The following is a 24,689-nucleotide window of genomic DNA, read 5'->3' on the forward strand; positions in this document are numbered from 1 at the left end:
CGCAGGCAGCCCGGCAAGGGCCTTGGTGGCAGCTGCGATCGCTCAAGGGGGTCGGCAATGCCGTTCTTGACGGACTCGACCGAGGTCTCGGTCGAAGGCATCGGCGCGGCACGGCGCATCGGCTGGATGCGTTTCGTGGGCAACGGGTTGGGGGCAATCCCCATTGCTTCGATCATGCTCGAACGCCAGGACGGTGCGCTGGCGTGGAGCCTGCTGCTGCTCAATGCGCTGGCCTGGCCGGCGCTCGCCCTCGTGCTGACCCATCGCTCACGGCAGCCCGCGGTGGTCCAGTTCCGCTGCATGGTGATCGATTCCTTCTTTGGCGGTGGCTGGATCGCCTTCATGGGACTCAGCGTGGTGCCCAGTGCGTTGTTCGCCGCGCTGCTGGTCGCCGACAAGATCGCCGCCGGCGGGGTGAAGCTGGCGGTACGGGCCACACTGGCGCTGGCAGTGGGGTTCGCGCTCACCTGGTGGGTACTCGGGTTTCCCTATCAGCCGGTGTCATCGCAGCGCACGATCGTACTCAGTGTGCCGTTCCTGTTCGTCTACGGCATCGGCCTCAGCATCCTCAGCTGGCAGCTGGCGCGGCGGGTGAAATCGCAGAACCGCCAGTTGAAGCGGCTGAGCCGGATGGACCCGCTGGTGGAGCTGGCCAACCGCGGCTTCCTGATCGTCCGCGCGCAGCAGGCCCTGGACAAGGCGCAGGGGCAGGGTGGTTTCGCCTGCCTGCTGATGCTTGATGTGGATGACTTCAAGCGCATCAATGACTCGCATGGTCATCGTGCCGGTGATGAGGTGCTGCGGCATATCGCGGCGACATTGCGCACCTTTGCCCGGCCCGGCGATACCCCTGCGCGGCTGGGAGGCGACGAGTTCGTCGTGCTGCTGCAGGACTGTGCGCCCATCGATGCGATGCATGTGGCAGAGCGGGTTCGTCTGCAACTTCTGGAAGCAGCACGGCAGGCAACGCCGGGCATCGAGTTCAGCGTCAGCATCGGCATTGCTGCCACGCCGCGGGGCGGCAGCGTCGAGGACTGGCTGGCATTGGCCGACCGCGCGCTCTACCACGCCAAGCGCCAGGGCAAGAACAACGCCAGCTATGGAGAATGAGGTGTTGTCACGTCTCTGGCGCAGGCCAGCAGCTGGGCGGCCGTCGCGGGAGGATCGCAGCGCACTGCCAACTGCAGCGTGGTGGTCGGCATGCCCAGCTCCAGTGCAACAAAGGCCAAGCCGCTCCGGTGCATGCTCTGCATCGACGCCGGCACGATGGCGATACCCAGGCCGGCGGCGGCAAGGTTGATCGCTGAAGCCACCTGCGGCGCTTCCTGCTGGATGGCCGGAGTGAACCCCTGGCTGCGGCAGGCGGCGACTACGTCTGCACTCAGGCCCTGCCCCGATTTCCGAGAGAACAGGATGAAACGCTCATCGCGCAGCTCGGCCAGCGCGATGCTCGTCCGGCATGCCAGCGGGTGATCGGCTGGCAGCACTGCCACCAGTGGCTCGGCACTGAGTTGCTGTGTCACCCGTTCACCGGTGCCGGAAAATGGCGGGCGCACGATCACTGCGTCGAGCTCGCCATCATCCAGGCGCCGGACCAGGGATTCACTGCCATCTTCGACCAGCTGCACCTGCACTGCTGGATGCGCCCGCTGGAAGCTGCGCATCAGCGCGGTGACCGCTTCGTTATAGGTCGCCGATTCGGTCAACCCCAACGTCAACGTGCCGACCTCGCCGCGCGCGGCGCGCAACGCCTCTTCCTTGGCCTGGTCGACGCGCGCGAGGATGTCCTCCGCCGCTTTCCAGAACACCCGCCCGGCATCGCTGAGCACGATGCCGCGTCCCTGGCGATGGAACAACGGTGTTCCGATCTCTTCCTCCAGTGCGCGGATCTGCTGCCCCAGCGGCGGCTGGGCAATGTGCAGGGCCTCGGCGGCCCTGGTGAAGCTCTGCAGCTGGGCGGTCATGACGAAGTAGCGCAGGTGGCGCAGTTCCATTGGAACCTCAGACGTTCTGATGCTGTACGAACACGGTATTGGACGGTCGCCGGTGGCGACCACATCATCGGTATCCCACGCCAAAAGTCCATCTGCAAGGGAGACCACATGAAGAAGACACGCCAGCTGCGCGACCTGCTCGGGCACGGCCGCAGCGTGATCGCACCGGGGGTCTTCGACGGCCTGTCGGCCCGCCTGGTGGAGCTGGCCGGGTTCGAGGTGGTGTATGCCAGTGGCGGTGCCATCGCGCGTTCGGCCGGCGTGCCCGACATCGGGCTGCTCGGATTCACCGAAGTACTGGCGCAGATCGAGCGGATCGTCGATGCCTGCGACCTGCCAGTGGTCTCCGACGCCGATACCGGCTTCGGCGGAACCGCCAACGTGGAGCGTACGGTGCGTGCATTCGAGCGGGCAGGTGTCGCCGCGCTGCATATCGAGGACCAGGCGTTCCCCAAACGCTGCGGGCACCTGGATGACAAGACGCTGGTCGACGCAGGCGAGATGTGCACGAAGATCCGGGTTGCCTGCCAGGCGCGGCACGATCCGGAGCTGATGATCATTGCGCGCACCGATGCCATCGCCTGCGAGGGCCTGGACGCGGCCATCGAACGGGCGCAGGCCTATGTGGACGCGGGGGCGGACATGATCTTCGTGGAGGCACCGGAAACCCTGGAACAGATCGAGGCGATCTCGCAACGGGTGCCCGGGCCGAAGCTGATCAACATGTTTCACAGTGGCAGGACGCCGCTGGTGCCAGTGGAACGGCTGGCCGAACTCGACTACCGGTTGGTGATCATCCCTTCGGACCTGCAACGGGCCGCAATCCGGGCCATGCAGCGCACGCTGCAGGAGATCGCCGCGAGCGGGGACAGCGGACGTATTGCCGGCGAGCTGGTCAGCTTCGGCGAACGCGAGGCGATCGTGCGCACGGCGCGGTATCTGGCGCTGGACCGGGCGTGATTCCGGAGGCGCCGATGGGCGGGTGAGGGGCGCCGGAATCCTCGCCTGATGCCCGTTCATCCTGCACCCGGAATCGTCGTCGCCAATCCTCTACCATGGGCCACCCCGCCCGGACGCGCCGCCCATGCAAGACGCCCTCGTTGCCCAGCCCAAGCCCCCCGTTCCGAGGATCGCGGCCTGGCTGATGATGCTGCTGGGCATGTGGCTGGCGTTGAAGCTGGGCCTGGTGGTGACCCTGCTGTCGGGGCTGCTGGTGTTCCAGCTGACCCACGTACTGGCGTCGACCGTGGAAGGCAGGCTGCCGCCGGGAAGGGCGCGGGCAATCGCGGTGATCGTGCTGTCGGCGATCATCATCAGCGGACTGGTGCTGGCCGGCATCGGCGTGGCGTCGTTCTTCCGCAACGAGACCGGCGGGCCGGACGCGCTGCTGGCGCGGCTGATGGACATCCTCAATTCGTCGCGCCACCAGGTACCGGCGCTGCTGCAGCCGTATATCCCCGAAGACATGCCGGCGCTGCGTGCGGCGCTGAATGACTGGGCCGCCGAACACCAGCGCCAGCTGGGCGTGGCCGGCACGTCGGTGGTACAGGTGGGCGTGCGCGTACTGATCGGCATGGTGCTGGGGGCGATGATCGCGCTGTACGACGAACTTCCGCTGCCGAAGATGGGGCCGCTGGCGCAGGAACTGATCGGGCGCACCAGCCGCCTGGCCACCGCGTTCCGCCAGGTGGTGTTCGCGCAGGTGAAGATCTCGCTGCTCAACACCGTGTTCACCGCGATCTTCCTGCTGGGCGTGCTGCCGCTGTTCGGCGTGCATCTGCCGCTGTCCAAGACGCTGGTACTGATCACCTTCATCGCCGGCCTGCTGCCAGTGGTGGGCAACATCATCTCCAACACGATCATCACCATCGTCGCGCTGTCAGTCTCGTTCTACGTGGCCGTGGCCGCGCTGCTGTACCTGATCGTGATCCACAAACTGGAATACTTCCTCAACGCGCGCATCGTCGGCGGTGAAATCCAGGCCCGCGCATGGGAGCTGCTGCTGGCCATGCTGGTGATGGAAGCGGCGTTCGGCCTGCCCGGCCTGGTGGCGGCGCCGGTGTTCTACGCTTACGTGAAACGCGAACTGGTCGACCAGCGCTGGATCTGACCCGGCGTGACCTGTCGCATCTGACCGGCTGGACGGGGGGCGCCGGCGTTGTCGGCGCGTTCGCGCGCGCTGCGCTATATCCACCCCGGCGGATCGTACGGCGCTGGCTTGGCGCCGCCGGAGCCGCTCGCTACAGTGAGCCGCACTTCAGGGGAATTCTGCATGGCCGGCAAGGCATCGCCCATCAGGTTGCGGACCTGGGTCTGGATCCTGGCTGGGCTGTTCGTGGTGTGCACGCTGCCGTTGATGGCCATCGCCCTGGTCCAGGGTACGCTGCGCTACACCGGCGCCGAAGACAACCTGGCCAGCCTGCGCCAGCTGCGGCAGACCTTCGATCTCGCCAACCTGGCTTCGGCCGAGCGCGGTCCGGCCAACAGCCTGCTGGGGGCTGACCCGGCCGACGCCGCCGAACAGGCGCGGCTGGCCGCGCAGCTGGCGGCCGCGCGCAAGCGGGTCGACACCGCCATGCTGCAGCTGGAGACCGTGTTCAAGAACGCCCCGGGCGTGCTGGATGAGCGTGGCCTGCTGGCCGACGCGCAACGTCGCCTGCAGTCGGCACGGGCTGCGGTGGACCGGGTGGTGGCGCAACCGCACGATGCGCGCCGGGTGGAGGCGGTGGAGCGTGCGATCAGTGGCATGTTCGCCGTGGTTGATCGCCTGCACCTGCTGACCTCGGCACAGATCAACGTGCTGGTCAGCGCCGACCGTGAAGCGGCGATTCCGGCGATGCAGGGCCAGGTGCTGATCGATCTTCGCGAACATGGCGGCCGCCTGGCCTCGAACGTGATGGCGCCGGTCGCGGTACCGGGGGCATGGCGCGAGGAGCAGGTACGCGCTGCACTGCAGACCGAGGGCCGCCTGCTGGAGCTGTGGCGGTTGGCGGGCAGCCATGAGTCGGTGTTCCGCAGCGACCCGGAACTGTCATGGCACTGGGACATGGCACGACGGCAGTTCTTCGGCGAATCGCTGCCGATGATCGAGCAGTTGATCGAGGATGGCCGCCGTGGTGTACCACCGCCGTGGACCGCTGCCGAGTTCACCACGCGCTACGTGCCTACCCTGCAGTCGCTGGAAGCCCTGCGTGATGGCTACCTGAGCGTGTCCATCGCCCGATACGAACGCACCCGCAACCGCGAGGCCATGCGCCTGGCTGTGCTGGTGGCGACCGCGCTGGGCACGCTGGTGGTGCTGGGCGTGGCCCTGCGCATCGCCCACCTGCAGATCCTGCAGCCACTGCTGCAGGCGCAGAAGCAGGTGATCCAGCTCGCCACGGATGCACCTGGCCCGGAGCAGCATGTCACCCATCCGCTGGCCGAGATGCAGCGCCTGTTCGACGCCATCGAAGTACTGCGTGAGAAATCGCGCGAGCGCTCGGCACTGACCAGCGAGCTGCGCCAGCTCGCCGGCACCGACGAGCTGACCGGACTGTTGAACCGGCGCGCGCTGGATGAGGTGGTGCAGCAGAGGCACGCCGGAGGCGATGCAAGCGCCGTGGTGATCCTGCTGGATGTGGATCGCTTCAAGGCGATCAACGATGGCCATGGCCATGAAGCTGGCGACGAAGTGCTGGTGCAGGTGGCGCAGTTGCTGCAGCGCCACCTGCGCCGCAGCGACAGCATCGCCCGCTATGGTGGTGAGGAGTTCCTGGTGCTGCTGGCCGACGGTGATCTGGCCGGTGGCCGCCAGCTGGCCGAGTCATTGCGATTGGCCCTGCAGCAGATGGACATCACGCTGGCCGGTGGCACCGTGCTGCGGGTGACCGCCAGTTTCGGCGTGGCCGAGGGCGGCACCGACGCGCTGGGCTGGCGCACCCTGCTGCGTGCCGCCGATGCGGCCATGTACCGGGCCAAGGCGCAGGGGCGCGATCGGGTACGGGTGGCGGGGGGCGGTCGCATCACGCGCTGATGGCACGCGTCAGCCAATGCGTGCATGCACCCGTCGCAGCGTCTGCAGGATCGCCCGGCGCGCGATGGGGCGTGCAGCTGCTGCAAACGCAGGTGGGGTGGTGAGCAGCGCGTCACGCACGCGCCACGCGCCCTATCTCGCTTTCTGTGAAGAAGCCGACATTGACCTTCCACGCTTCGGTCACCGCTCTGCGCAGACGCTGGGATTCCACTTGATGAAGGACGACACCATGACCCAGCTCACACTGCCCGAACTGGCCAAGAAGATGGCCGACATCGATTTCACCATGCTGCAGACCCGCGCCGGCGGAGAAATTGCCGGTCGTCCGATGAGCAACAACGGTGACGTGGACTACGACGGTGACAGCTGGTTCTTCACCACAGAAGACACCGACATGGTGCACGAGATTGAGGCTGACCCCGCCGTTGCGCTGGGTTTTTCCGGCAGCAGGTCACTGCTGGGCAAGCCGCCGTTGTTCGTGCACGTGCAGGGAAGGGCGGCGCTGGTGCGCGATCGCGCTGTGATGCGCGAGCACTGGGTGAAGGATCTTGAGCGCTGGTTCGAGCAGGGCGTGGATACACCGGGGCTGGTACTGATTCACGTGCGCGCCAGCCGCATCCACTATTGGGATGGCGAGGACCAGGGCGAAATGGCAGTCTGACCCGGCAGCGGGAGGCTGGTGGCCATCGCGGCCATTGCGCGGCGCGCCAGGCCTTTGCCATCCTCCCTGCTGTTTTCCGTAGCGTGGAATTCCGATGCGTCCTGCGTTCTTCTGGCTGGCTTTGGCCCTGCTGCCCACCCTGGCGGTGGCGCAACCCGCGCGTACGCCCAAGGCCAAGGCGCCGGCGCAGGATCCCTTCAGCGAGCTGTTCGATACCGCCTGCATGCAGCACATCGGTGCCCCGGCGCGGTTGCAGTCGTTGATGGAATCCAATGAGCTGTCGCCGCTGCAGCCCGCCGAAGCCGCCACGCTGTTGCAGGGGCAATCGGGCGTGGCGTGGATGGTGCCTCTGGCCAGTGGCCGCTATGCGGTGAGCTGGGCGGACGATGGCACGTGTACGGTCTACGCCGAAAAGGCCGACGCGGCGGTCGTGCAGAAGGGATTCGCCCGGTTGGTGCAGGCCGCACCCAAACCGTTGCAGGTGCGATCGCTGCCAGGGCGTGGGCCACTGTCGGCCGATCAGGTGGCCATCCAGTACGGCTGGGCCACGCCGGGGCAGGCCAAGCTGCAGGTGCGCTTCCGCCTGGTCACGCGGCAGGCGGCCGATGCAGGGGTGCAGGCGATGGCCTCGGCGGCCCCGGGCGAAGCGATGCTGGAGCAGGGCGCGCCTGGGCCCTGACAGGGGCCACGCGCGCGATTCAGCCTTTCACGCGGCGTATGGTATATCGTTTATCGATAAATCCACTCCGGGGCGGCGAGGCCACCCCAATGCCGGAGGCCGCTTGACCGCTCGTCCCGCCCGCGCCAGACCCGCGCGAGGCTTGTTCACCCTGGCCCAGGCCGCCGTACAGGCCGTCCGGGCGATGTGCTGGCTGGGCATCCTGGCCGCACTGCTGGCGGTGCCGCTGGTGGCCCACGACCGCCGCTGGCTGCTCGACAGCGTGCACGACAGCGCCGCCGCCGCCGCGCACGGCAACGACCTGTTCCTGCACTTCTGCCTCGGCCTGGGCGCGATCGTCGCGCTGCTGGTGCTGTGCCTGCTGTTCCTGCGCCATCTGCTGCGGCTGCTGAAGTCGGCGGCGCGCGAGCGGCCGTTCACCCACGCCAACGCGCAGCGCCTGCAACGCATGGCGTGGTTGATGCTGGCGATGGAGCTGCTGTCGATCCTGATCGGCGCTTACGCGGCCTGGATGGGGCCCGACTTCACCTGGATGGAGGTGGGCGGCGGCATGTCGATCACCGGCCTGGTGGCGGTGCTGATGCTGTTCGTGCTGGCGCGCGTGTTCGCCGTGGGCGCAGCGATGCGCGATGACCTCGATGGTGTCATCTGATGGCGATTGTCATCACCCTGGACCGCATGCTGCAGGAACGGGGCATGACCCTGTCCGAGCTGGCCGGGCGCATCGACATCACCCTGGCCAACCTGTCGATCCTGAAAACCGGCAAGGCGCGTGCCATCCGCTTTTCCACCCTGGATGCGATCTGCCGTGAGCTGCAGTGCACGCCCGGTGATCTGCTCGGGCATGACCCGACGCAGGCGCAGGACGCTGACTGAGTGCTTTCCCTTTTTCCCTACCTACTGACGAAACGGACCTGAAATGGAATGGTTGGCTGACCCCTCGATATGGATGGGCCTTGCAACCCTGGTCGTGCTGGAGATCGTTCTCGGCATCGACAACCTGGTGTTCATCGCGATCCTTGCCGACAAGCTTCCGCCGCACCAGCGTGACCGCGCGCGGGTGATCGGCCTGGCGCTGGCCCTGCTGATGCGGCTGGTGCTGCTGGCCGCGCTGGCCTGGATCATGAAGCTGACCGAGCCGCTGTTGACGCTGTTCGACCACAGTTTCTCCGGACGCGACCTGATCCTGCTGGGTGGCGGCCTGTTCCTGCTGTTCAAGGGCACCATGGAACTGCATGAGCGGCTGGAAGGCCGCCAGCACGAGGACAATGGCAAGAAGGTCTACGCCAGCTTCGCGATGGTCGTGGCACAGATCGTGGTACTCGACGCGGTGTTCTCGCTGGACTCGGTGATCACTGCGGTCGGCATGGTCGACAACCTGGGCGTGATGTACGCCGCGGTGACCATCGCGATGGCATTGATGCTGGTGGCCAGCAAGCCGCTGACCCGCTTCGTCAACAAGCATCCCACGGTGGTGGTGCTGTGCCTGGGCTTCCTGCTGATGATCGGTTTCAGCCTGGTGGCCGAGGGCCTGGGCTACAAGATCCCGAAGGGCTACCTGTACGCGGCCATCGCTTTCTCGATCCTGGTCGAGGCATTCAACCAGTGGGTACGTTTCAACCGCGAGCGCAACGAGCGCCGCCAGCCGTTCCGCCAACGTACTGCGGATGCGGTGCTGCGCATGCTGGGCGCGCGCCCGACCAATGGCCACGACGACGAAAGTGCTGACGAACACGTCGATGCCGAAGAGCGCCTGCAGCCGGCCGAGCACGAGATGATCCGCAGCGTGCTGGGGCTGGCGGATCGCCCGGTGTCGAGCGTGATGACTGTGCGCGCCGACGTGCAGTGGATCGACCTGGCGCGTGGACAGGACGACGTGGTGGCACGCCTGGTGGCATCGCCGCACACCCGCCTGCTGGTCGGCGACGGCGACCTGGACAGCCTGCGAGGCGTGGTGCAGAGCCGCGACCTGCTGGCCGACCTGCTGCAGGGCAGGCCGCTGCAGCTGGAAGGCAACCTGCGTGAGCCGCAGTACGTGCTGTCCAGCGCCAGTGCGCTGCAGGCGCTGGAACTGATCCGCCAGCACCCGGTGCCGCTGGCGGTGGCGGTGGACGAGTACGGCAGCGTGGAAGGCCTGGTGACCGCCAACGACCTGTTGGCGGCCATTGCCGGTGACCTGGTCGACACCCAGGACGAGCGCTATGGCGTGGTCATGCAGGGGGAAGGCCAGTGGGAGGCCGACGGTGCGCTGACCCTGGACGATCTGCAGCGCCTGGCGGGCGTATCGCTGCCGCGCAGTGCCGACTACATGACCATCTCCGGCCTGGTGCTGGAGCGCCTGGGACGCCTGCCGGACATCGGTGACGCAGTGGAGATCGCGGATGTACGCATCACCGTACTGGCGATGGAGAAGCGTCGCATTGCCCGCCTGCGCGTGCAGCGCCTCGACGGAATGGCCTGACCCACCTGTTGCTGTACAGCCGAGCCCATGCTCGGCTGCATGTTGAGAAGCCGAGCATGGGCTCGGCTCTACACAACACGGCCCGCAACCGTCACCATGGCGGGCCCGCTTTCCTTCCCGGATGGTTGCAGTGCTGAGTACGATCGGTTTGTTGATGGGCCTGTATGTGGCCTGGCGCCTGTTCTGGCCGCTGCGCATGCCCATCTGGATGAAAGTCGTGCTGTCACTGCTGTTGGTGGGCGTTGCCGTGCAGCTGCGCATCGTCGCCATGTTCTGGGGCACGATGGCCTCGCCCGAGATTCCGAAACTGGCCATCGCCACGCTGGCCACCGGCTCCACGGCGGTGTTGCTGCTGGCGTTGCTGATGCTGGCGCTGGACGTGAGCCTGCTTGCTTCCCGCCTGCTGCGCTGGCCACGCGCGGTAGCCGCATTGCGCACGCGGAGTCTGCGACCGGCGGCCGGCATGCTGGCCCTGCTGGTCAGTGGCTACGGCGTCAGCCAGGGCATGGCGGTACCCAAGCCCCGGCAGATCGAGGTGAGCATCGCCGGATTGCCGGCTGCGTTCGACGGCTATCGCGTGCTGCAGCTGACCGACATCCATGCCAGCCGCCTGCTGACCGGTGACTGGGTGCGCAGGGTGGTGGACCAGAGCAACGCACTGACGCCGGACCTGATCGTGATCACCGGCGACCTGATCGACGGCAGTGTCGAGGCCCGCCGTGACGACGCGCGTCCACTCGTGGACCTGCGGGCGCCGGACGGCGTCGTCGCCATCACCGGCAACCACGAGTATTACGCGCAGTACCAGGCGTGGATGCAGGCGTTTCGCGCGCTGCACATGCAGGTGCTGGAGAACAGCCACATGCAGGTGCGGCGTGGCGATGCGGCGCTGACCATCGCCGGTGTCACCGACCCGGTGGCGGCACGCTACGGCCTGCCGCTGCCGGATATGGACGCTGCATTGGCTGGCGCCGATCCCTCCGCGCCGGTGATCCTGCTCGATCATCGCCCACGCAATGCGCGTGAGGCCGCTGCGCGCGGTGTGAAGCTGCAGTTGTCCGGGCATACCCACGGCGGCCAGATCATCGGCATGGACCAGCTGGTGAAGCGGGCCAACGGTGGCTATGTCTCCGGGCGTTACGAGGTGGACGGGATGACACTGTACGTGAGCAATGGCGCTGGCCTGTGGGCCGGATTCCCCGCGCGCATCGGTGTGCCGTCGGAGATCACCCTGATCACCCTGCGCCGCGCCCCGTGACCTGAAGTGGGGTCAGATCCCTTTCCGCAGGGAATTCGCTGCCTTTCGTGCTGTGATCCCTCTGTAGAGCCGAGCCCATGCTCGGCTGAACCAGAGGCAGCCGAGCATGGGCTCGGCTCCAAAGGTAACCGCCTCCTCAGGAACTCCGCAGCGGCGGCCGCGCATGCGCATCGCGCCGCAGCGACTGCGCCCGCTTGGCGATCGCACGCACCACGACGGCGGTGAAGAGCAACGCGGAGGGCACCGCGTACCAGAAGTTGCCGGGCACGCGCTTGAAGTACGAATAGGTGAACACTGCGGCGATGATCCACATGCCGGTCACGTGCAGGCGACGCCACACAGTGGGACCCATGCGGCGGGCGATGCCACGATGTGAGGTGATGGCCAGGGCGAGGATGGCTACATAGCCGATCGTGCCCGGCAGGTTGGCCAGGGCTGAGCGCGCCGGCCAGAACGCGGGGTTGAGGATGCCGAAGGCGGTGATCGCCACCGCATGCAGCAGGTGCGAGAACGCGAACGACAGGCCGACGATGCGACGCTCGCGCAGCAGGAAGCGGGTGAACGGGCCGGGCAGCAGGCTGGCGAACGAGGATGCGGTGAAGGCGACCAGGAACAGCAGGAACGATGTGCGTGCCGTCACCCGGATCGCCGCGCGGCTGCCCTCGACCACGTCGGGCTGCAGGGTGAACGCCGCCAGTGCGAAGGCGATCAGGACCACGGCGATGGCCACGAACAGGCGCCAGCCGTGCAGGGAGGACGTATTGGAAACAGCCATGATCAAACCTCGAATCAGGAAATGGGTGGCACCGGCCTCTGGCCGGCCAAGGAATGGGGAGTGCCGGCCGCTGGCCGGCGCCTTCAACAGTCGTTCGGCACAACCAGCACGCCGGCCGCGCACAGCTCGCCCAGCAGCGGAATGCAGGCTGTGCGTAGTTCGTCGGCGGCCACGCCATGCAGATCGGCCAGTACCTGCAGCGCGTCTTCCGCACGGGCGCCGTCATCGCCGAACGCCGACAGCAGCGCATATGCCAGCGGTGAAAGTTCCTGCACCTGCAGGCTGAAGTCACCCAGGCGTCGCAGCAGCAGCAACGTCGGCATCGCGGTAGGCGCACCGTTCTGGCCGGCGTCCTCATGCACAGGCCACTGGTAGCCCAGCACCCGCACCAGTGGAGACAGCGCCAGCACGCTGCCTGCCTGTGGCGCATGCAATGGCTGCTGGCCGGTGTCCCGCGCTTCAATGTGCAGTGCCTGCTGCGTGCTTTCGTAATGCGCCAGTTCCGCCACCCAGCCCGGCAGCGCGAGGTCTGCCTGCACGCCCAGCCACGCGGCGAATTCGCCGGCGATCTGCGGGAACAACGGGGTATGGCAGGCATGCCGCGCGTAGTAGTGCTCCACGGTGTCGCGCCAGCAGGCATCACCCAGTTGCGCCTGCAGGCGCGGCAGGCTGCCTGCCAGCAGGCTGTCCAGGCTGTCGATGCAGAGGCGGCGGTAGACCGCCATCCGCCGTGCATCGATGCCCTCAGGCGCGGGCATCGATGGGTCGCGTACATGGTCGGCCCAGCGCTGCTGCAGGGTGGCCAGCGGCTCAGCCATGGGCCACCTCGGGCAGCAGCACATCGGCCTGCGCGTGGCGGATCTGCTCCACCTCGGCCAGCAGCTCGGCCAAAGGCGGGAAGTTGAAATCGCGCTCCAGCAGGGTGGGGCGCACGCCGACACGCGCATAGGCTTCCCCCAGCAGCGCCCAGACCACGCCCTTCACCGGCGCGCCGTGGGTGTCGATCTTGAAGCCATCGTCTTCGTCGAAGTGGCCGGCCACGTGCAGCGAGGCGACGCGATGCGCCGGCACGCGTGCCAGGAAATCGAAGGCGTCGTAGCCGTTGTTGCAGGCGTTGACGAAGACATTGTTGACGTCCAGCAGCAGGTCGCAGTCGGCCTCGGCCAGCACTGCAGTGATGAAGTCGATCTCGCTCATGTCCGCGCCTGGCACGGCGTAGTAGGAGATGTTCTCCACGGCGATGCGCCGGCCCAGTGTGTCCTGCACCTGGCGGATGCGACCGGCAACGTGATGCACGGCCTCGGTGGTGAACGGCAGCGGCAGCAGGTCATAGACATGGCCGCCGGCGGCGCAGTAGCTCAGGTGTTCGCTGTACAGCTGCACCTGGTGCAGGTCGAGGAACGCGCGGGTCTGCGTCAGCAGGGTGCGGTCCAGCGGGTCCGGCCCTCCCAGCGACAGCGACAGGCCGTGGCAGGTCAGGCGATGGCGCTCACTCAGCTGGCGCAGCGCGGCGCCGTGGGCACCGCCAACTCCGATCCAGTTATCCGGCGACACTTCGAGGAAGTCGATGGCATCGGCCGGCATCGCCAGCAGTTCATCGATCAGGCCACGGCGCAGGCCGAGACCGGCACTGGCGGAAGGCAGGGGCAAGCGCATGCGACGGTACTCCAGGGCAGTGGCGCCGCCGTGGCGGCGGCGCCGGGGGGACGATCAGTCGTTGACGCGGGAGAACAGGCCCTTCGGCATCGGTTTGCCGTTGGCGGTGTAGACACTGCGCAGGTAGTCGTGCGCCTCCTGTTCGCTGATGTAGCCGTCGTGGTCGGTGTCGATGCGGTCGAATTCAGCGGCGCGCTTGGCCGCCACGGCGTTGAACTCGGCACGCGAGACCCGGCCGTCGTGGTCACGGTCGGTGCGGGCAAACGAAGCGTCGCCGCACTTGCCTTCGCCACACTGGCCTTCGGCCACCTTGGCCTTGGCGGCAGGCTTGCCAGTGGCGGCCTTGTTGGCGCCGCACTTGCCTTCACCGCACTTGCCTTCACCGCACTTGCCTTCGGCGGCGGCGCTCATGGCCACGGCACCGATGGCCAGTGGCTGGATCGCGGCCGCCTGGCCGGCCAGCAGCAGGCCACCGGCCAGGGCGATGCCGATGGCGCCGATGCGCGGCAGACGGGAAGCAGCGGTGTTCTTGGTCGAGACGGACATGGTGATGACTCCTTGGATGGGCACGCAGGGCGTGCGGGATGGACGCCGCTTGAAGGCGACGGAAACGAAGGGAAGAAGCGCGGGAAGGGGTGAAGCGGATCAGGCGTTGCGGCGACGGCGCAGTCGGTAACCCAGCAGCAGGGCACCGCCGAGTAGTGCGCCACCGAAACCGATACCGGGCAGCAGCGCGGCGACCGGAAGCAGCAGGGCGATCAGGCTCACGCCCCAGCCGAGGCCGTCGTTGCCCGCCGCGGCGCGCTGCGGGCCGGCCAGCAGGCGGTCCAGGCTGAGTGCACCGCCGCCGTTGAGGATCAGCGGCAGCAGCATGGCCAGGAACAGCAGCGGCAGCTTGAAGTTGCCGTAGCCCTGGTCGGTGATTGCGTAGCCCTGCCACAGCTCACCCAGGCTGTTCCATTGGTCCGGCCAGTGCACGGCAGCGATGGCAACAAGGGTCAGCACCCAGAAGATGTAGGCCACCGAGCGCGTGGCCAGGCCCAGCAGCAGCATCACCGCGCCCACCAGTTCCAGCCAGGTGGCCAGCTGCCAGTTGAGTGACGCAGGCAGGGTGGAGAACGGGAACGGGAAACGTCCTTCCAGGTCGGCGAACCAGTTCTGTCCGGCCAGCTTCTCGCGGCCCGATTCAAAGAACTCCCAGGCCAGCAGGGCGCGCAGCGCCAATGGCGAGAGCCAGCGGCCGACGGCGTCCAGGCGGGGTGTATACACGGAAGAAGCGGAGCTGATCATGGGAGTGTCCTGCGGGCCAGTGGTCGATGGAGGCCATTCCGAGCCACGCAGGTATCGGCAACGTGTGCTGTTGCCCGGGGTTTTGTCAGCGACTGTGGCTGTGTCAGGGGTTCGTACAGTCAGATACAAAGACGCCGCGTCGGGCGTTCGCCGGGCCATGCCCAGCGGCCGAATGTATCCAACTGTAGAAATCTGCCGCCGCCCTACAGTCCGGTACAACTCTGCCTCGCAGCGAAACAGCGCCGATACACCCCCAGGCGGAAATGGCCACTCCCAACACCGGAGTGCCACCCATGATCCGCACCACCCTGCTCGCCGCTGCCCTCGCCCTTGCCGGCGTCGCGACGCCGGCATTCGCCGCCGAGGCCGATGCCGGCGCCGCGCCCACCGTCATCCTGGTCCACGGTGCCTTCGCCGATGGCTCCAGCTGGAACAAGGTCATCACCACCCTGCATGACTGGAAACTGCCTGCGGTGGCCGTGCAGAACCCGCTCACCTCGCTGGCCGACGATGTGGCCGCCACCCGTCGCGCGATTGCCGCCGCACCGGGCAAGGTCGTGCTGGTCGGCCACAGCTGGGGCGGCACGGTCATCACCGAAGCGGGCAACGATCCCAAGGTGCAGGCGCTGGTGTACGTGGCCGCATTCGCACCGGATGCCGGGCAGTCATCGGCACAGCAGGGCGAGGGCTATCCGGTCGGCCCGGGCCTGACGCGCCTGCAGGAGAGGGACGGCTACCTGACCCTGCCAGCCGACGCCATCGCCCAGGACTTCGCACCGGATGTGATGAAGAAGACCGCTGCACTGTTGTACAGCACGCAGGTGCCATTGAAGGCCAGCGCGCTGGGTGAGTCCGTCACTGTGGCCGCGTGGCGCAGCAAGCCGAGCTGGTACGTGCTCAGCCGTGACGACCGCATGTTGTCGCCGCAACTGCAGGCGGCCACCGCAAAGCGCATTGGCGCGCAGCTGCAATCGATCGGCAGCAGCCATGTGTCGCTGCTCTCGCACCCGGCTCAGGTGGCTGACAGCATTCTGGAAGCCGCAGGCGTGAAGCCGGCCGAACTGCCGCTGGCCGAGCAGGGAGGCTGAACGATGGGCGCGCTGCGTGTGTATGTACTGCCGTTGCTGCTGGGCCTGCTGGGTGGGGCGGCACTGCTGATGGCCTTGCCCAGCCCGGAGGCCGGTGCGCATCCGGCGCAGGCCGCTCCTGCTGCCGGGTTCGATGGCGGCGGGCCCTGGCACAACAGCCCACCGCTCGCGTTGAATCAACTGCGTGGGCAGGTGGTGCTGGTCGAGTTCTGGACCTACGCCTGCAGCAACTGCCTCACCGTGGCACCGCATGTGCACCAGTGGCATGCACGTTACGCGCGGCAGGGGCTGCAGGTGATCGGCGTGCATACTCCGGAGTTCGCCTACGAAGGCCTGCCCGGCAATGTGCGCAAGGTCATCGCGCGGCTGGATATCACCTGGCCGGTGGTGCAGGACAACCAGTACCGGATCTGGAACGCCTGGGGCAACCGCTTCTGGCCGGCGCTTTACCTGGTCGACCGGCAGGGCAGGGTGGTCTACCGCCACTACGGTGAAGGCGATTACGCACGTACCGAAAGCGAGATCCAGCGCCTGCTGGCCAGCCCCTGAGCCGCGCTACCATGGCCGCGCCGCGCGGCCTTGACCTCCGTCTTCATCGAGAACGCAATGAACCACGTACCGCACATCCTTGTCGTCGACGATGACAGCGAGATCCGCCAGATGCTGGCCGACTACCTGCAGCGCAACGGCCTGCGCGTCAGCCAGGCCGATGGCGGCCGTGCGATGCGCGCGCTGATGGACACCCACGCGGTGGACCTGGTGGTGCTGGACGTGATGATGCCCGGCGAGGACGGGTTGCGCCTGTGCCGCAACCTGCGTGCCGGCAAGCATCGCGCGGTGCCGGTGGTGCTGCTGACCGCCCGCGACGACGAAACCGACCGCATCATCGGCCTTGAAATGGGCGCCGATGACTACGTGACCAAGCCGTTCTCCTCACGCGAACTGCTGGCGCGCATCAATGCGGTGATCCGGCGCACGCAGATGCTGCCGCCTAACCTGCAGGTGAGTGAAGCCGGCCGCCAGTTGGCCTTCGGCGACTGGCGCCTGGATACCACTGCCCGCCATCTGCTGGATGCGCAGGACACCGCCTATCCGCTCAGCGGTGCGGAATTCCGCCTGCTGCGCGTGTTTCTCGACCACGCCAACCGTGTGCTCAGCCGCGACCAGCTGCTCAGCCTTACCCAGGGCCGTGATGCAGAACTGTTCGATCGTTCCATCGATCTCCTGGTCAGCCGCGTGCGCCAGCGCCTGGGCGATGACGCGCGTGAGCCCACCTACATCAAGACCGTGCGCAGCGAAGGCTACGTGTTCAGCGTGCCGGTGCAGCTGCTGGGGCCGGAGGAATGAACGCCCGCGCGCGCCGCCTGCCGTGGCCGCGCACGCTGTCGGCGCGCCTGCTGCTGGTGCTGCTGGGCGGGTTGATCCTGGCCCATGCGCTGTCCTTCGGCCTGTTGTTCTACGAACGCTACCAGTCCACCCGCAGCATGATGCTGCGCAACCTGGACGAGGATGCAGCAGTGAGCGTGGCCCTGCTGGAACACCTGCCGGCCGACCAGCGCCAGGCCTGGGTGCCGCGGTTGGAGCGGCGCACGTACCGTTACCTGTTGCGCCCGGCACAGGCCGGCCCGGCGTTGGAAACCGATCGTGCGCGCCAGGTCACCGCCATCATCGATGACAGTCTGGAACACCGCTATCCGCTGCAGGCGCGGCAGGTGGCACGGCTGCCGGAACGTTTTGAAGTGGAGCTGCGCCTGCACGACGGTTCACCGTTGACCATCGAAGTCACACCGTCGGGCCTGCCCCTGGCGCGCTGGCTGCCGGCCGTGCTGCTGGTGCAGCTGGCCCTGCTGCTGGTATGCGCCTGGCTGGCGGTGCGGCTGGCATTGCGCCCGCTGCGGCAGCTCTCGCACGCCGTCGAGCAACTGCAGCCTGGCAAGGACGCACCGATGCTGCCCGAAGACGGCCCCGCCGAAGTGGGCACGGCCGCAGCCGCGCTCAATGCACTGCAGGCGCGGATCCGTGGCCATGTCAGCGAGCGGCTGCAGATTCTGGCGGCCATCTCGCACGATCTGCAGACGCCGATCACGCGCATGAAGCTGCGCGTGGAAACCCTGCCCGAAGATGCCACCCAGCAGCGCCTGCTGGATGACCTGGACCACCTGGGGCAACTGGTGCGCGAAGGCGTGGCCTACGCGCGCAGCAGCCACGTGGCCAGTGGCGCGCCAGTGGCGATGGATCTTGGCGCGTTCCTGGCCAGCGTGGTGGGCGACTATGAAGACATGGGCAAGGCGGTCAGTGGTGGCGCACCCACAGGCCTGACCGTGCAGACCTGGCCGCAGCCGCTGCGGCGGGTGGTCGGCAACCTGGTCGACAACGCGTTGCGCTACGCCGGTAGTGCCGAGATCGAGGCGGGGCGCGATGCAGCAGGCCGGCCGTGGATCAGCGTGTCCGACCGCGGCCCCGGCATCCCGGAGGACCAGCTGCAGGCGGTGCTGGCACCGTTCCATCGGCTGGAAAGCTCACGCAACCGCGATACCGGCGGCACCGGGCTGGGTCTGGCCATCGCCGTGCAGCTGGCGCAGTCGCTGGGCGGCTCGCTGCGGCTGCACAACCGTGAGGGCGGTGGCCTGCGGGCCGAATTGCAGCTGCCGGGGTAACTGGCGGGGTCAATGCATCCACGCACCTGCATGGCCTCGGGATCGGCGATCATCTAGCGGGTGTCGAAACCAGGAAACACGCAATGCAGGGAACGCAGCATTCAATCCAGCGTGCGCGCCACGTCGCGCTGCTGGTCGGTCTACTCGTGCTGGCCGCATGTCAGCGCACACCGGATGCGCTGACCGGGACACCCGCAGCGGGCACATCGCTTGCCGCCCCGGCCACGGCAACAGACCTCTCTCCGCTGCTCGATGCCTTGCCGACCTGCGCGCTGGACGGCTGGTACATCGATCATCAGACTGGGCGTCCGGCCCATCCCTGGCTGGCCGAGGACGCGTCGACACCCTGCAAGGTGGATGAGGAAAACGAGATCGCCACGTTCTGCGTGCGGGGGCAATGGAAAGGATTGCCGGTGGAGGAGGTGATCCTTCCGACGATGACGTTCGTTTCATTCCGTGGTGCGAAGATCGGCCTGCCGCTGGAGAGGGCACGCTCGATTGCCCGCCATCAGTTCGGGCAGGATTTCCCGGGTGGTGCGGCCTACGAGGCGGGACGCGAGCCGAAATTGATGGCCGATCCCGAGGATGCACAGCGCTCGTGGCTGCTGTGCAGCACGCCGGAACCGGGAGACGACCTGGGCGACCAGGCAGGCGTGAGCTATTCCGGCATGAACCTGCCCTACGACCACGACGGATGCAGCTATCGCTACAGCCCGATCGATTTCTGCGATGCGCAGCACGTGGCGCGCATCGAGGAAGCCCTCAGGAACGAAAAGCCCAACTTCAACCAGCACTACCTGCTGGTGCAGGTCGATGATCGCCCCGGGTTCTTCCAGCGCTCGGTGGTGCTGGTCGACACGCGCACCGGACGCGCCACGCCATTACCGATCGATGCCTTCACCGGGCCAGCGGAGAAGGGCGGAGACGCCATCCGCTACGGAACCCTGGAAACGGGCGTAGACCGGCAGCAGTTCTGCCTGGATGGCGCGTTGCTTGTCTATCGCGCGTTCGAGGAAGGGCGGTTCTGCTTTGGCTTTGACGGTGAGCGCTTCACCGGGCACGAGACGCAGTACATACAGCCGATGGATGGCCGATGACCGGCATTTCACCCGGGTCGTGACACCCTGCCAGGAACCTGCACCCACGGGAACGAGGCTGTTGAAGGCGAACAAGCAATGACCGCGGCGCGGCAGCGCTCGATGTGGGTGGCCGGCCTGTCCACGGTGGTGGAGTGGTACGACTTCACCCTGTACCTGTACTTCGCCACGGTGTTGTCGCGGGTGTTCTTCGGTGGTGGCGAGCAGGCGCTGCTCGTCACGCTTGCCGGCTTCGCGGTGTCCTACCTGATGCGTCCACTGGGCGCGCTGTGCTTCGGCCACCTGGGCGACCGCCTGGGCCGGCGCTGGATGCTGCTGGCTTCGATGGCGTTGATGGCGGCGGCAATGCTGGCCACTGCGCTGCTGCCAACCGCGGCCACCGCAGGCACCACGGCGGGCGTGCTGCTGCTGGTACTGCGCTGCGTGATGGCGTTTTCGGTGGGCGGCGAATACACCGGCGTGGTGGCCTACCTGCTGGAAAGCGCACCCCTGCGGCGACGAGGCCTGGTGACCTCGCTGGCGTCGGCAGCCAGCGAAGTGGGGGCGCTGCTGGCGGTGGCGATTTCCGCGCTCACGGTCGCGCTGCTGCCCATCGCGCAGCTGGACAGCTGGGGCTGGCGCATTCCGTTCTTCTTCGGTGCCGCGCTGGCACTGGTGATCCTGGTTGCGCGGTCGGGCATGCGTGAATCGCCTGAGTTCGAGCGCCAGCAGCGCGAGGGCAGCATTCCCGCCACGCCGCTGCGGCATGTGCTCCGCAACCATCCCGCAGCAGTGGCGCGCACCTTCGCGATCTCGGCGCTGGGCTCGATCACCTACTACGTGGGCATCACCTACGTGCCGTCGTTCCTGCATGCGCAGGGTCATGACGAAGCCGATGCGCTGTGGCTGTCGACGATTGCGGCAGTGGCGGTGATCGCGATCACGCCACTGTGCGGCGCATTGTCCGACCGCGTCGGACGACGGCCGGTGCTGCTGGGCCTGACCGTGCTGGCAGCGCTGCTGCCGCTGTCCCTGTTCGCGTGGATGGCGCAGGCGACGGCGCTGGGCATCGCGCTGGCCGCCGTGCTGCTGGCCTGCGTGGCCGGTGGTGTCAGTGCGGTCGCGGCCCCGGCCACGGCCGAGCAGTTCCCGGGCGAAGGCCGGGTCAGCGGGTTGGCACTGGGTGTGACCATGGCCACCGCGGTGTTCGGCGGCGCGACGCCTTGGCTGGCGCAATGGTGGGTGGAACGCAGCGGCTGGGCGGCGGCACCGGGCGCGATGATCGCGCTGGTGGCAGTGCTGGTACTTCCGGTGCTGTGGACCCTGCCCGAGACCGTCCCAGGCAGGGCCAGACGCTAGCCGATCAGACCTTCAGGGTCTGCTCGATGTCGGCCAGTACCGCGGCCGCATCCACGCCGATGGCGACGGACTGCAGCACGTGGCCATCCCACACGCTGGGGCCGAAGCCCATGCCTTCCGGCTTCGGAATGGTCATGCCACGGGCAACGCCGTCGGTGGCCACGCGCACGCTGGCACGCTCGAACTGGAACAGCTCCGGACGGGTCAGGGCAATGCAGGCGCAGCAGTCGTGCACGACCATGCCCTTGTGGCCGGCCTGCAGGTAGAAGTCCACGTAGTCCTGCGACAGTGCACGGACCAGCTCGGCGTCGGCGCCGCCGAGTGCGGCCAGCTTATCCAGGCCATCACGGTCCATTTCCACGCGGGTGGTCACGTCCAGGCCGATCGCGGTGACCGGCCAATCGGTGGTGAACACCACGTCGGCCGCTTCGGCGTCACCCCAGATGTTGGCCTCGGCGGCCGGGGTGATGTTGCCGTTGACGTGGAAGGCGCCGCCCATCAGCACCACGCCGCGCACCAGGCTGGCGATGTCCGGCGCCTGCTGCAGGGCCAGGGCCAGGTTGGTCATGCGGCCGACCGCGACCAGGGTCACCTCGCCCGGATGGGCGCGGACCAGGTCGATGATCAGCTGGTGGGCGGGGCGCGCGTCGGCGGTCACGTCCAGTTCGGCCGGCACCGGGTGGTTGCCCAGGCCGTTGTGGCCATGGATGTGCACCGGCCAGGCTTCCGGGGTGGCTTCCGGCTGCAGCGGGCCACCGGCACCGCGCGCGACCGGTGCGGCAAAGCCCCAGGCCTGCTTCAGGTACAGCGCATTGTGCGTGGTCGACTCCACCGAGGCATTGCCGAAGGTGGTGGTGACGCCGATCAGGTCGATCTGGGCGTGCTTGTGCAGGTAAAGCAGGGCCAGGGCGTCGTCGACGCCCGGGTCGGTATCGAAAATGACTTTCAGCATGTTGTTGTTCTTCTTCTTCCGTGTGGTGCGGGGGGCGCCGGCGGCCCGGAGACAGGCCGGCGCGCCCTACATTGTCCCATCTTCATGACAGGCAGGGCCATTGCCGGGGTGGCAGGCCATAATGCCCCCAGTCCAGGCACGGAGTCGCCGCATGCTGATCGTTGCCCTTCTGCTGGTCCTGCTGGTGCTGGGCCTGAACGTGGTGGCTACCGTGGTGATCGTCAGGCGTGATGGCCTGTCGGCGGGCGGCCGGACGGTGCAGCTGCTGCTGATCTGGCTGCTGCCCCTGGTCGGCGCGATCCTGTGCATGGCGGTCGCCACCGCCGATGGCTCGGGAGGCCGGGGGGACAACGGTCTCGGCGGTGCCTACGATCATTCGGGCGGGTATACCGGCGACAACCACAGCCAGCACAACCACAGCAGCTCCGACTGTGGAAGCGACGGCGGCAGCAGTGACGGTGGTGGTGGCAGCAGCAGCGACTGAGATCTCTGTAGAGTTGAGCCATGCTCGACTGCATTTCGCTCCAACGCCGCGGTGCTTGATTGAACAGCAGTCGAGCATGGCTCGACTCCACAAATGCGACGACGGCCTGCTCAGCCGCCGCCTTCGGTCGGCAGCGGCGCCGGCACATTCAACAACCCGCCTGCCGCGACATAGGCGGCCAACGCCTGACCCTGGCTGAGCAGGTGGCGCTCCATGGTGCGTTCGGCGGCAGCGGCGTCACGCTTGCGGAAGCACTCCATCAGTTCGCGGTGCTCTGCCAGCGACTGCGCGGTGCGGCCCGGGGTCAGCAACTGGCGGCCACGGTGCATCTTCAGGATGCGGTGCAGGTCGTGGGTGATCCGGATCAGCCACGGGTTGCCGGCATAGTGCTGCACGGTTTCGTGGATGAGGTAGTTGTTGCGGTAGTACTCGGCGATGTTGCCCTCGGCCGCAGCGGTTTCCATCGCCGCATGCAGGTCTTCCAGCCGTTGTACCCCAGCATCATCGATATGCCGGACCGCCTCGTGCGCGCAGCGGCCTTCCAGCATCGCCATCACCGGGAACAGCTGGTTGAGGTCCTCCAGCGTCAGTCGCGTGACCCTGCTGCCACGACCCGCATCGATCTGCACCAGGCCTTCGGCAGCAAGCAGCTTCAGCGCCTCGCGCAGCGGCGTGCGGCTGATGCCCAGTTCTTCGCACAGCGCGGGCTCGTCGATCCACTCACCCGGCGGCAGCCGGTAGTCGTAGATGCGCTCGCGCACGTGTTCGGCCACCTCTTCGTACAGAGGTGCGCGCTTCTTCGGTGACTGCGGGGCAGGGGCAATGGCCATGCGCAGAGTGTAACGCCAGGTCGCGCCGGGCAGCGGCCGGCACGACCCGATGGCGGTTACATCCAGCCCGGCACCACGAACACCAGCCAGGCCAGCAGCGGCCCCAGCGCGACCACCAGACCGCTGTACACCAGGAAGCGGCGGAACAGGGTCTCGCGTTCTTCCTTCGCGGCCGAGGCCACCACCAGTGCGCCATTGGTCGAGAACGGGCTGACATCGACGATGGTGGACGACACCGCCAGCGCGCAGATCACGCCGGCGGCGCTGAGGTGGCCCTGCAGCAGGAACGGCACCGCCAGCGGAATCGTGGCGCCCAGTACCGCCGCCGAGGAGGCGAATGCGGAGACGATGCCGCCGACGTAGCAGACCAGCAGCGCGCCCAGCAGCGGAATGCCGATGTCGGACACGCCGTTGCCGATGAAGTCCACCGCGCCGGCATGTTCCAGCACGCCGATGTAGGTCACCACGCCGCAGATCAGCAGCACGGTGGACCAGCTGATGCCATCGACCGCACCCTTCTGGCTTTGTGGCGACAACAGCGCCAGCGCCACCGCCACGGTGATCGAGACCAGGCCGACGTTGAGGTTGTAGATCAACGCGGCCACGCCCAGGCCGAGCAGGCCGATCAGGGTGAACAACCGCTCGCGGGTCAGGCCCACCGCGTCCAGTGCCGCCGGATCATTGCTGAGCGTGCCGCCGCCTGCTGCGACCAGCGCGCCATGGCCTTCGATCGCGAACTGGCGCGACGACGCCTGCGGGCCACCGGCCATCGCCAGTTCGGCAGTGCTGATCGTTCCTGCTGCGGTGATCGAGCCACGCCGCAGCAGGGCGACGCCACCGAAAGCGAAGAAGCAGATCGTGGCCATCATGAAGTTGAAGCCCAGGCTGGTCAGGAACACCGCCATCTCGGTCACTTCCAGCCCGGCCTTCTGCACCACGCCGTTGGTGATGCTGCCGTACACGCTGATGGGCGAGAAGCCGCCGGCCTGCGCACCGTGGATGACCAGCAGGCCCATCATCAGCGGGTTGATGTTGTATTGCTTGGCAAAGCGCAGCGCGACCGGCCCGATGATCGCCACCGCGGCGGGGCCGAGTGCGCCGAAGGCGGTGAGGACCGCGGTGATGACGAACATCACCCACGGAATGGCCACGATATGGCCGCGTACCGCTTTCACCGCCCAGTGCACCAGCAGGTCGATGGTACCGTTCTTCTGCGCGATGGCGAACAGGTAGGTGATGCCAACCAGGGTCAGGAACAGATCGCCGGGAAAGCCGGCCAGGACCTCCTTGCCGCCCATGTCGACCCACAGCCCACCGATGATGAAGGCCAGCGCGAAGGCAACGGCGCCCATGTTGATCGGCATCGCCGTGGCGACGATGAACATGATCACCAGACCGATGATCGTTGCGATTTGTGGACTCATGCGCCCTCCCAGACACGTGACTCACGTACA

General features: G+C 67.4%; 26 protein-coding genes. 17 read left to right on the forward strand and 9 right to left on the reverse strand.

Annotation, left to right across the window (positions count from 1 at the left end):
* The first annotated feature begins 57 nt into the window (after positions 1-57).
* Complete coding sequence (locus tag ARC63_RS04750) at positions 58-1,110, forward strand: sensor domain-containing diguanylate cyclase (RefSeq protein ID WP_057502662.1); 1,053 nt, start codon at positions 58-60, stop codon at positions 1,108-1,110.
* On the opposite strand, the gene ARC63_RS04755 is transcribed toward ARC63_RS04750, so the two are convergent.
* Entirely contained in the window at positions 1,098-1,994 is an 897-nt protein-coding gene (locus tag ARC63_RS04755) for a LysR family transcriptional regulator (RefSeq protein WP_057502663.1), read from the reverse strand. The two genes, ARC63_RS04750 and ARC63_RS04755, sit on opposite strands and share 13 nt — an antisense overlap.
* Between ARC63_RS04755 and ARC63_RS04760 the strand changes: the two genes are divergently transcribed.
* The 9 genes from ARC63_RS04760 to ARC63_RS04800 all read left to right on the forward strand — a co-directional run bounded on the left by ARC63_RS04760 (position 1,980) and on the right by ARC63_RS04800 (position 11,068).
* Entirely contained in the window at positions 1,980-2,954 is a 975-nt protein-coding gene (locus ARC63_RS04760) for an isocitrate lyase/PEP mutase family protein (RefSeq protein WP_231298583.1), read from the forward strand. The two genes, ARC63_RS04755 and ARC63_RS04760, sit on opposite strands and share 15 nt — an antisense overlap.
* Positions 2,955-3,078: 124 nt before the next feature.
* Complete coding sequence (locus tag ARC63_RS04765) at positions 3,079-4,104, forward strand: AI-2E family transporter (RefSeq protein WP_019337057.1); 1,026 nt, start codon at positions 3,079-3,081, stop codon at positions 4,102-4,104.
* A 162-nt stretch (positions 4,105-4,266) separates the two neighbouring features.
* On the forward strand, positions 4,267-6,009 hold the full coding sequence (locus tag ARC63_RS04770) for a GGDEF domain-containing protein (protein WP_057502665.1): 1,743 nt from the start codon (positions 4,267-4,269) through the stop codon (positions 6,007-6,009).
* Between the two features lie 229 nt (positions 6,010-6,238).
* Complete coding sequence (locus tag ARC63_RS04775; protein WP_029379872.1) at positions 6,239-6,670, forward strand: pyridoxamine 5'-phosphate oxidase family protein; 432 nt, start codon at positions 6,239-6,241, stop codon at positions 6,668-6,670.
* A gap of 94 nt (positions 6,671-6,764) precedes the next feature.
* Complete coding sequence (locus ARC63_RS04780; RefSeq protein WP_057502666.1) at positions 6,765-7,349, forward strand: NMCC_0638 family (lipo)protein; 585 nt, start codon at positions 6,765-6,767, stop codon at positions 7,347-7,349.
* Between the two features lie 184 nt (positions 7,350-7,533).
* On the forward strand, positions 7,534-8,001 hold the full coding sequence (locus tag ARC63_RS04785; protein WP_057502707.1) for a DUF2975 domain-containing protein: 468 nt from the start codon (positions 7,534-7,536) through the stop codon (positions 7,999-8,001).
* Positions 8,001-8,225 (forward strand): helix-turn-helix domain-containing protein, encoded by a 225-nt coding sequence (locus tag ARC63_RS04790; protein ID WP_010483459.1) that lies wholly within the window; start codon positions 8,001-8,003, stop codon positions 8,223-8,225. Before ARC63_RS04785 ends, ARC63_RS04790 begins: the two co-directional genes overlap by 1 nt.
* 43 nt (positions 8,226-8,268) lie before the next feature.
* Positions 8,269-9,810 (forward strand): TerC family protein, encoded by a 1,542-nt coding sequence (locus tag ARC63_RS04795; protein WP_057502667.1) that lies wholly within the window; start codon positions 8,269-8,271, stop codon positions 9,808-9,810.
* A gap of 121 nt (positions 9,811-9,931) precedes the next feature.
* Positions 9,932-11,068 (forward strand): metallophosphoesterase, encoded by a 1,137-nt coding sequence (locus tag ARC63_RS04800; protein WP_057502668.1) that lies wholly within the window; start codon positions 9,932-9,934, stop codon positions 11,066-11,068.
* Positions 11,069-11,204: 136 nt separating this feature from the next.
* Here ARC63_RS04800 and ARC63_RS04805 read toward each other — a convergent pair whose 3' ends face one another.
* The 5 genes from ARC63_RS04805 to ARC63_RS04825 form a co-directional block, all read right to left on the reverse strand.
* Positions 11,205-11,843, reverse strand: a complete 639-nt coding sequence (locus tag ARC63_RS04805; protein ID WP_057502708.1) for a ferric reductase-like transmembrane domain-containing protein — start codon at positions 11,841-11,843, stop codon at positions 11,205-11,207.
* Between the two features lie 83 nt (positions 11,844-11,926).
* On the reverse strand, positions 11,927-12,661 hold the full coding sequence (locus ARC63_RS04810) for an HvfC family RiPP maturation protein (protein ID WP_057502669.1): 735 nt from the start codon (positions 12,659-12,661) through the stop codon (positions 11,927-11,929).
* Entirely contained in the window at positions 12,654-13,499 is an 846-nt protein-coding gene (locus tag ARC63_RS04815) for an HvfB family MNIO-type RiPP peptide maturase (RefSeq protein ID WP_049413507.1), read from the reverse strand. Before ARC63_RS04815 ends, ARC63_RS04810 begins: the two co-directional genes overlap by 8 nt.
* A gap of 54 nt (positions 13,500-13,553) precedes the next feature.
* Positions 13,554-14,045 carry an HvfA family oxazolone/thioamide-modified RiPP metallophore gene (locus tag ARC63_RS04820; RefSeq protein WP_057502670.1) on the reverse strand — a complete coding sequence of 164 codons (492 nt, stop codon included), beginning with the start codon at positions 14,043-14,045 and terminating at the stop codon, positions 13,554-13,556.
* A gap of 99 nt (positions 14,046-14,144) precedes the next feature.
* Complete coding sequence (locus ARC63_RS04825) at positions 14,145-14,789, reverse strand: HvfX family Cu-binding RiPP maturation protein (RefSeq protein WP_057502671.1); 645 nt, start codon at positions 14,787-14,789, stop codon at positions 14,145-14,147.
* Between the two features lie 293 nt (positions 14,790-15,082).
* Here ARC63_RS04825 and ARC63_RS04830 point away from each other — a divergent pair, with 293 nt between their 5' ends.
* From ARC63_RS04830 to ARC63_RS04855, 6 genes are all read left to right on the forward strand, one after another.
* Entirely contained in the window at positions 15,083-15,877 is a 795-nt protein-coding gene (locus tag ARC63_RS04830) for an alpha/beta fold hydrolase (protein WP_057502672.1), read from the forward strand.
* Positions 15,878-15,880: 3 nt separating this feature from the next.
* Positions 15,881-16,426: a redoxin domain-containing protein gene (locus tag ARC63_RS04835; protein ID WP_057502673.1), complete on the forward strand. Its 546-nt coding sequence runs from the start codon at positions 15,881-15,883 to the stop codon at positions 16,424-16,426.
* Between the two features lie 57 nt (positions 16,427-16,483).
* The gene (locus ARC63_RS04840) at positions 16,484-17,224 is read left to right on the forward strand and encodes a response regulator (protein WP_057502709.1); all 741 of its coding nucleotides are present in this window, start codon (positions 16,484-16,486) and stop codon (positions 17,222-17,224) included.
* A complete protein-coding gene (locus ARC63_RS04845; protein WP_010483435.1) occupies positions 17,221-18,534 on the forward strand; it encodes a sensor histidine kinase in 1,314 nt (437 codons plus the stop codon). The genes ARC63_RS04840 and ARC63_RS04845 overlap by 4 nt, the downstream gene beginning before the upstream one ends.
* An 83-nt stretch (positions 18,535-18,617) precedes the next feature.
* Positions 18,618-19,631 carry a hypothetical protein gene (locus ARC63_RS04850; protein WP_057502674.1) on the forward strand — a complete coding sequence of 338 codons (1,014 nt, stop codon included), beginning with the start codon at positions 18,618-18,620 and terminating at the stop codon, positions 19,629-19,631.
* 78 nt (positions 19,632-19,709) lie between these two features.
* A complete protein-coding gene (locus tag ARC63_RS04855) occupies positions 19,710-20,969 on the forward strand; it encodes an MFS transporter (protein WP_057502675.1) in 1,260 nt (419 codons plus the stop codon).
* A 4-nt stretch (positions 20,970-20,973) separates the two neighbouring features.
* Here ARC63_RS04855 and ARC63_RS04860 read toward each other — a convergent pair whose 3' ends face one another.
* Entirely contained in the window at positions 20,974-21,921 is a 948-nt protein-coding gene (locus ARC63_RS04860; RefSeq protein ID WP_010483429.1) for a nucleoside hydrolase, read from the reverse strand.
* A 151-nt stretch (positions 21,922-22,072) separates the two neighbouring features.
* Here ARC63_RS04860 and ARC63_RS04865 point away from each other — a divergent pair, with 151 nt between their 5' ends.
* The gene (locus ARC63_RS04865) at positions 22,073-22,405 is read left to right on the forward strand and encodes a hypothetical protein (RefSeq protein WP_057502676.1); all 333 of its coding nucleotides are present in this window, start codon (positions 22,073-22,075) and stop codon (positions 22,403-22,405) included.
* Positions 22,406-22,515: 110 nt separating this feature from the next.
* Here ARC63_RS04865 and ARC63_RS04870 read toward each other — a convergent pair whose 3' ends face one another.
* Both ARC63_RS04870 and ARC63_RS04875 read right to left on the reverse strand, forming a co-directional pair.
* The gene (locus ARC63_RS04870; protein WP_057502677.1) at positions 22,516-23,235 is read right to left on the reverse strand and encodes a GntR family transcriptional regulator; all 720 of its coding nucleotides are present in this window, start codon (positions 23,233-23,235) and stop codon (positions 22,516-22,518) included.
* Positions 23,236-23,291: 56 nt separating this feature from the next.
* Entirely contained in the window at positions 23,292-24,659 is a 1,368-nt protein-coding gene (locus ARC63_RS04875; RefSeq protein ID WP_057502678.1) for an SLC13 family permease, read from the reverse strand.
* Positions 24,660-24,689 lie beyond the last annotated feature (30 nt).

The sequence above is a fragment of the Stenotrophomonas geniculata ATCC 19374 = JCM 13324 genome, from assembly GCF_001431625.1.
Lineage (GTDB): Bacteria > Pseudomonadota > Gammaproteobacteria > Xanthomonadales > Xanthomonadaceae > Stenotrophomonas > Stenotrophomonas geniculata.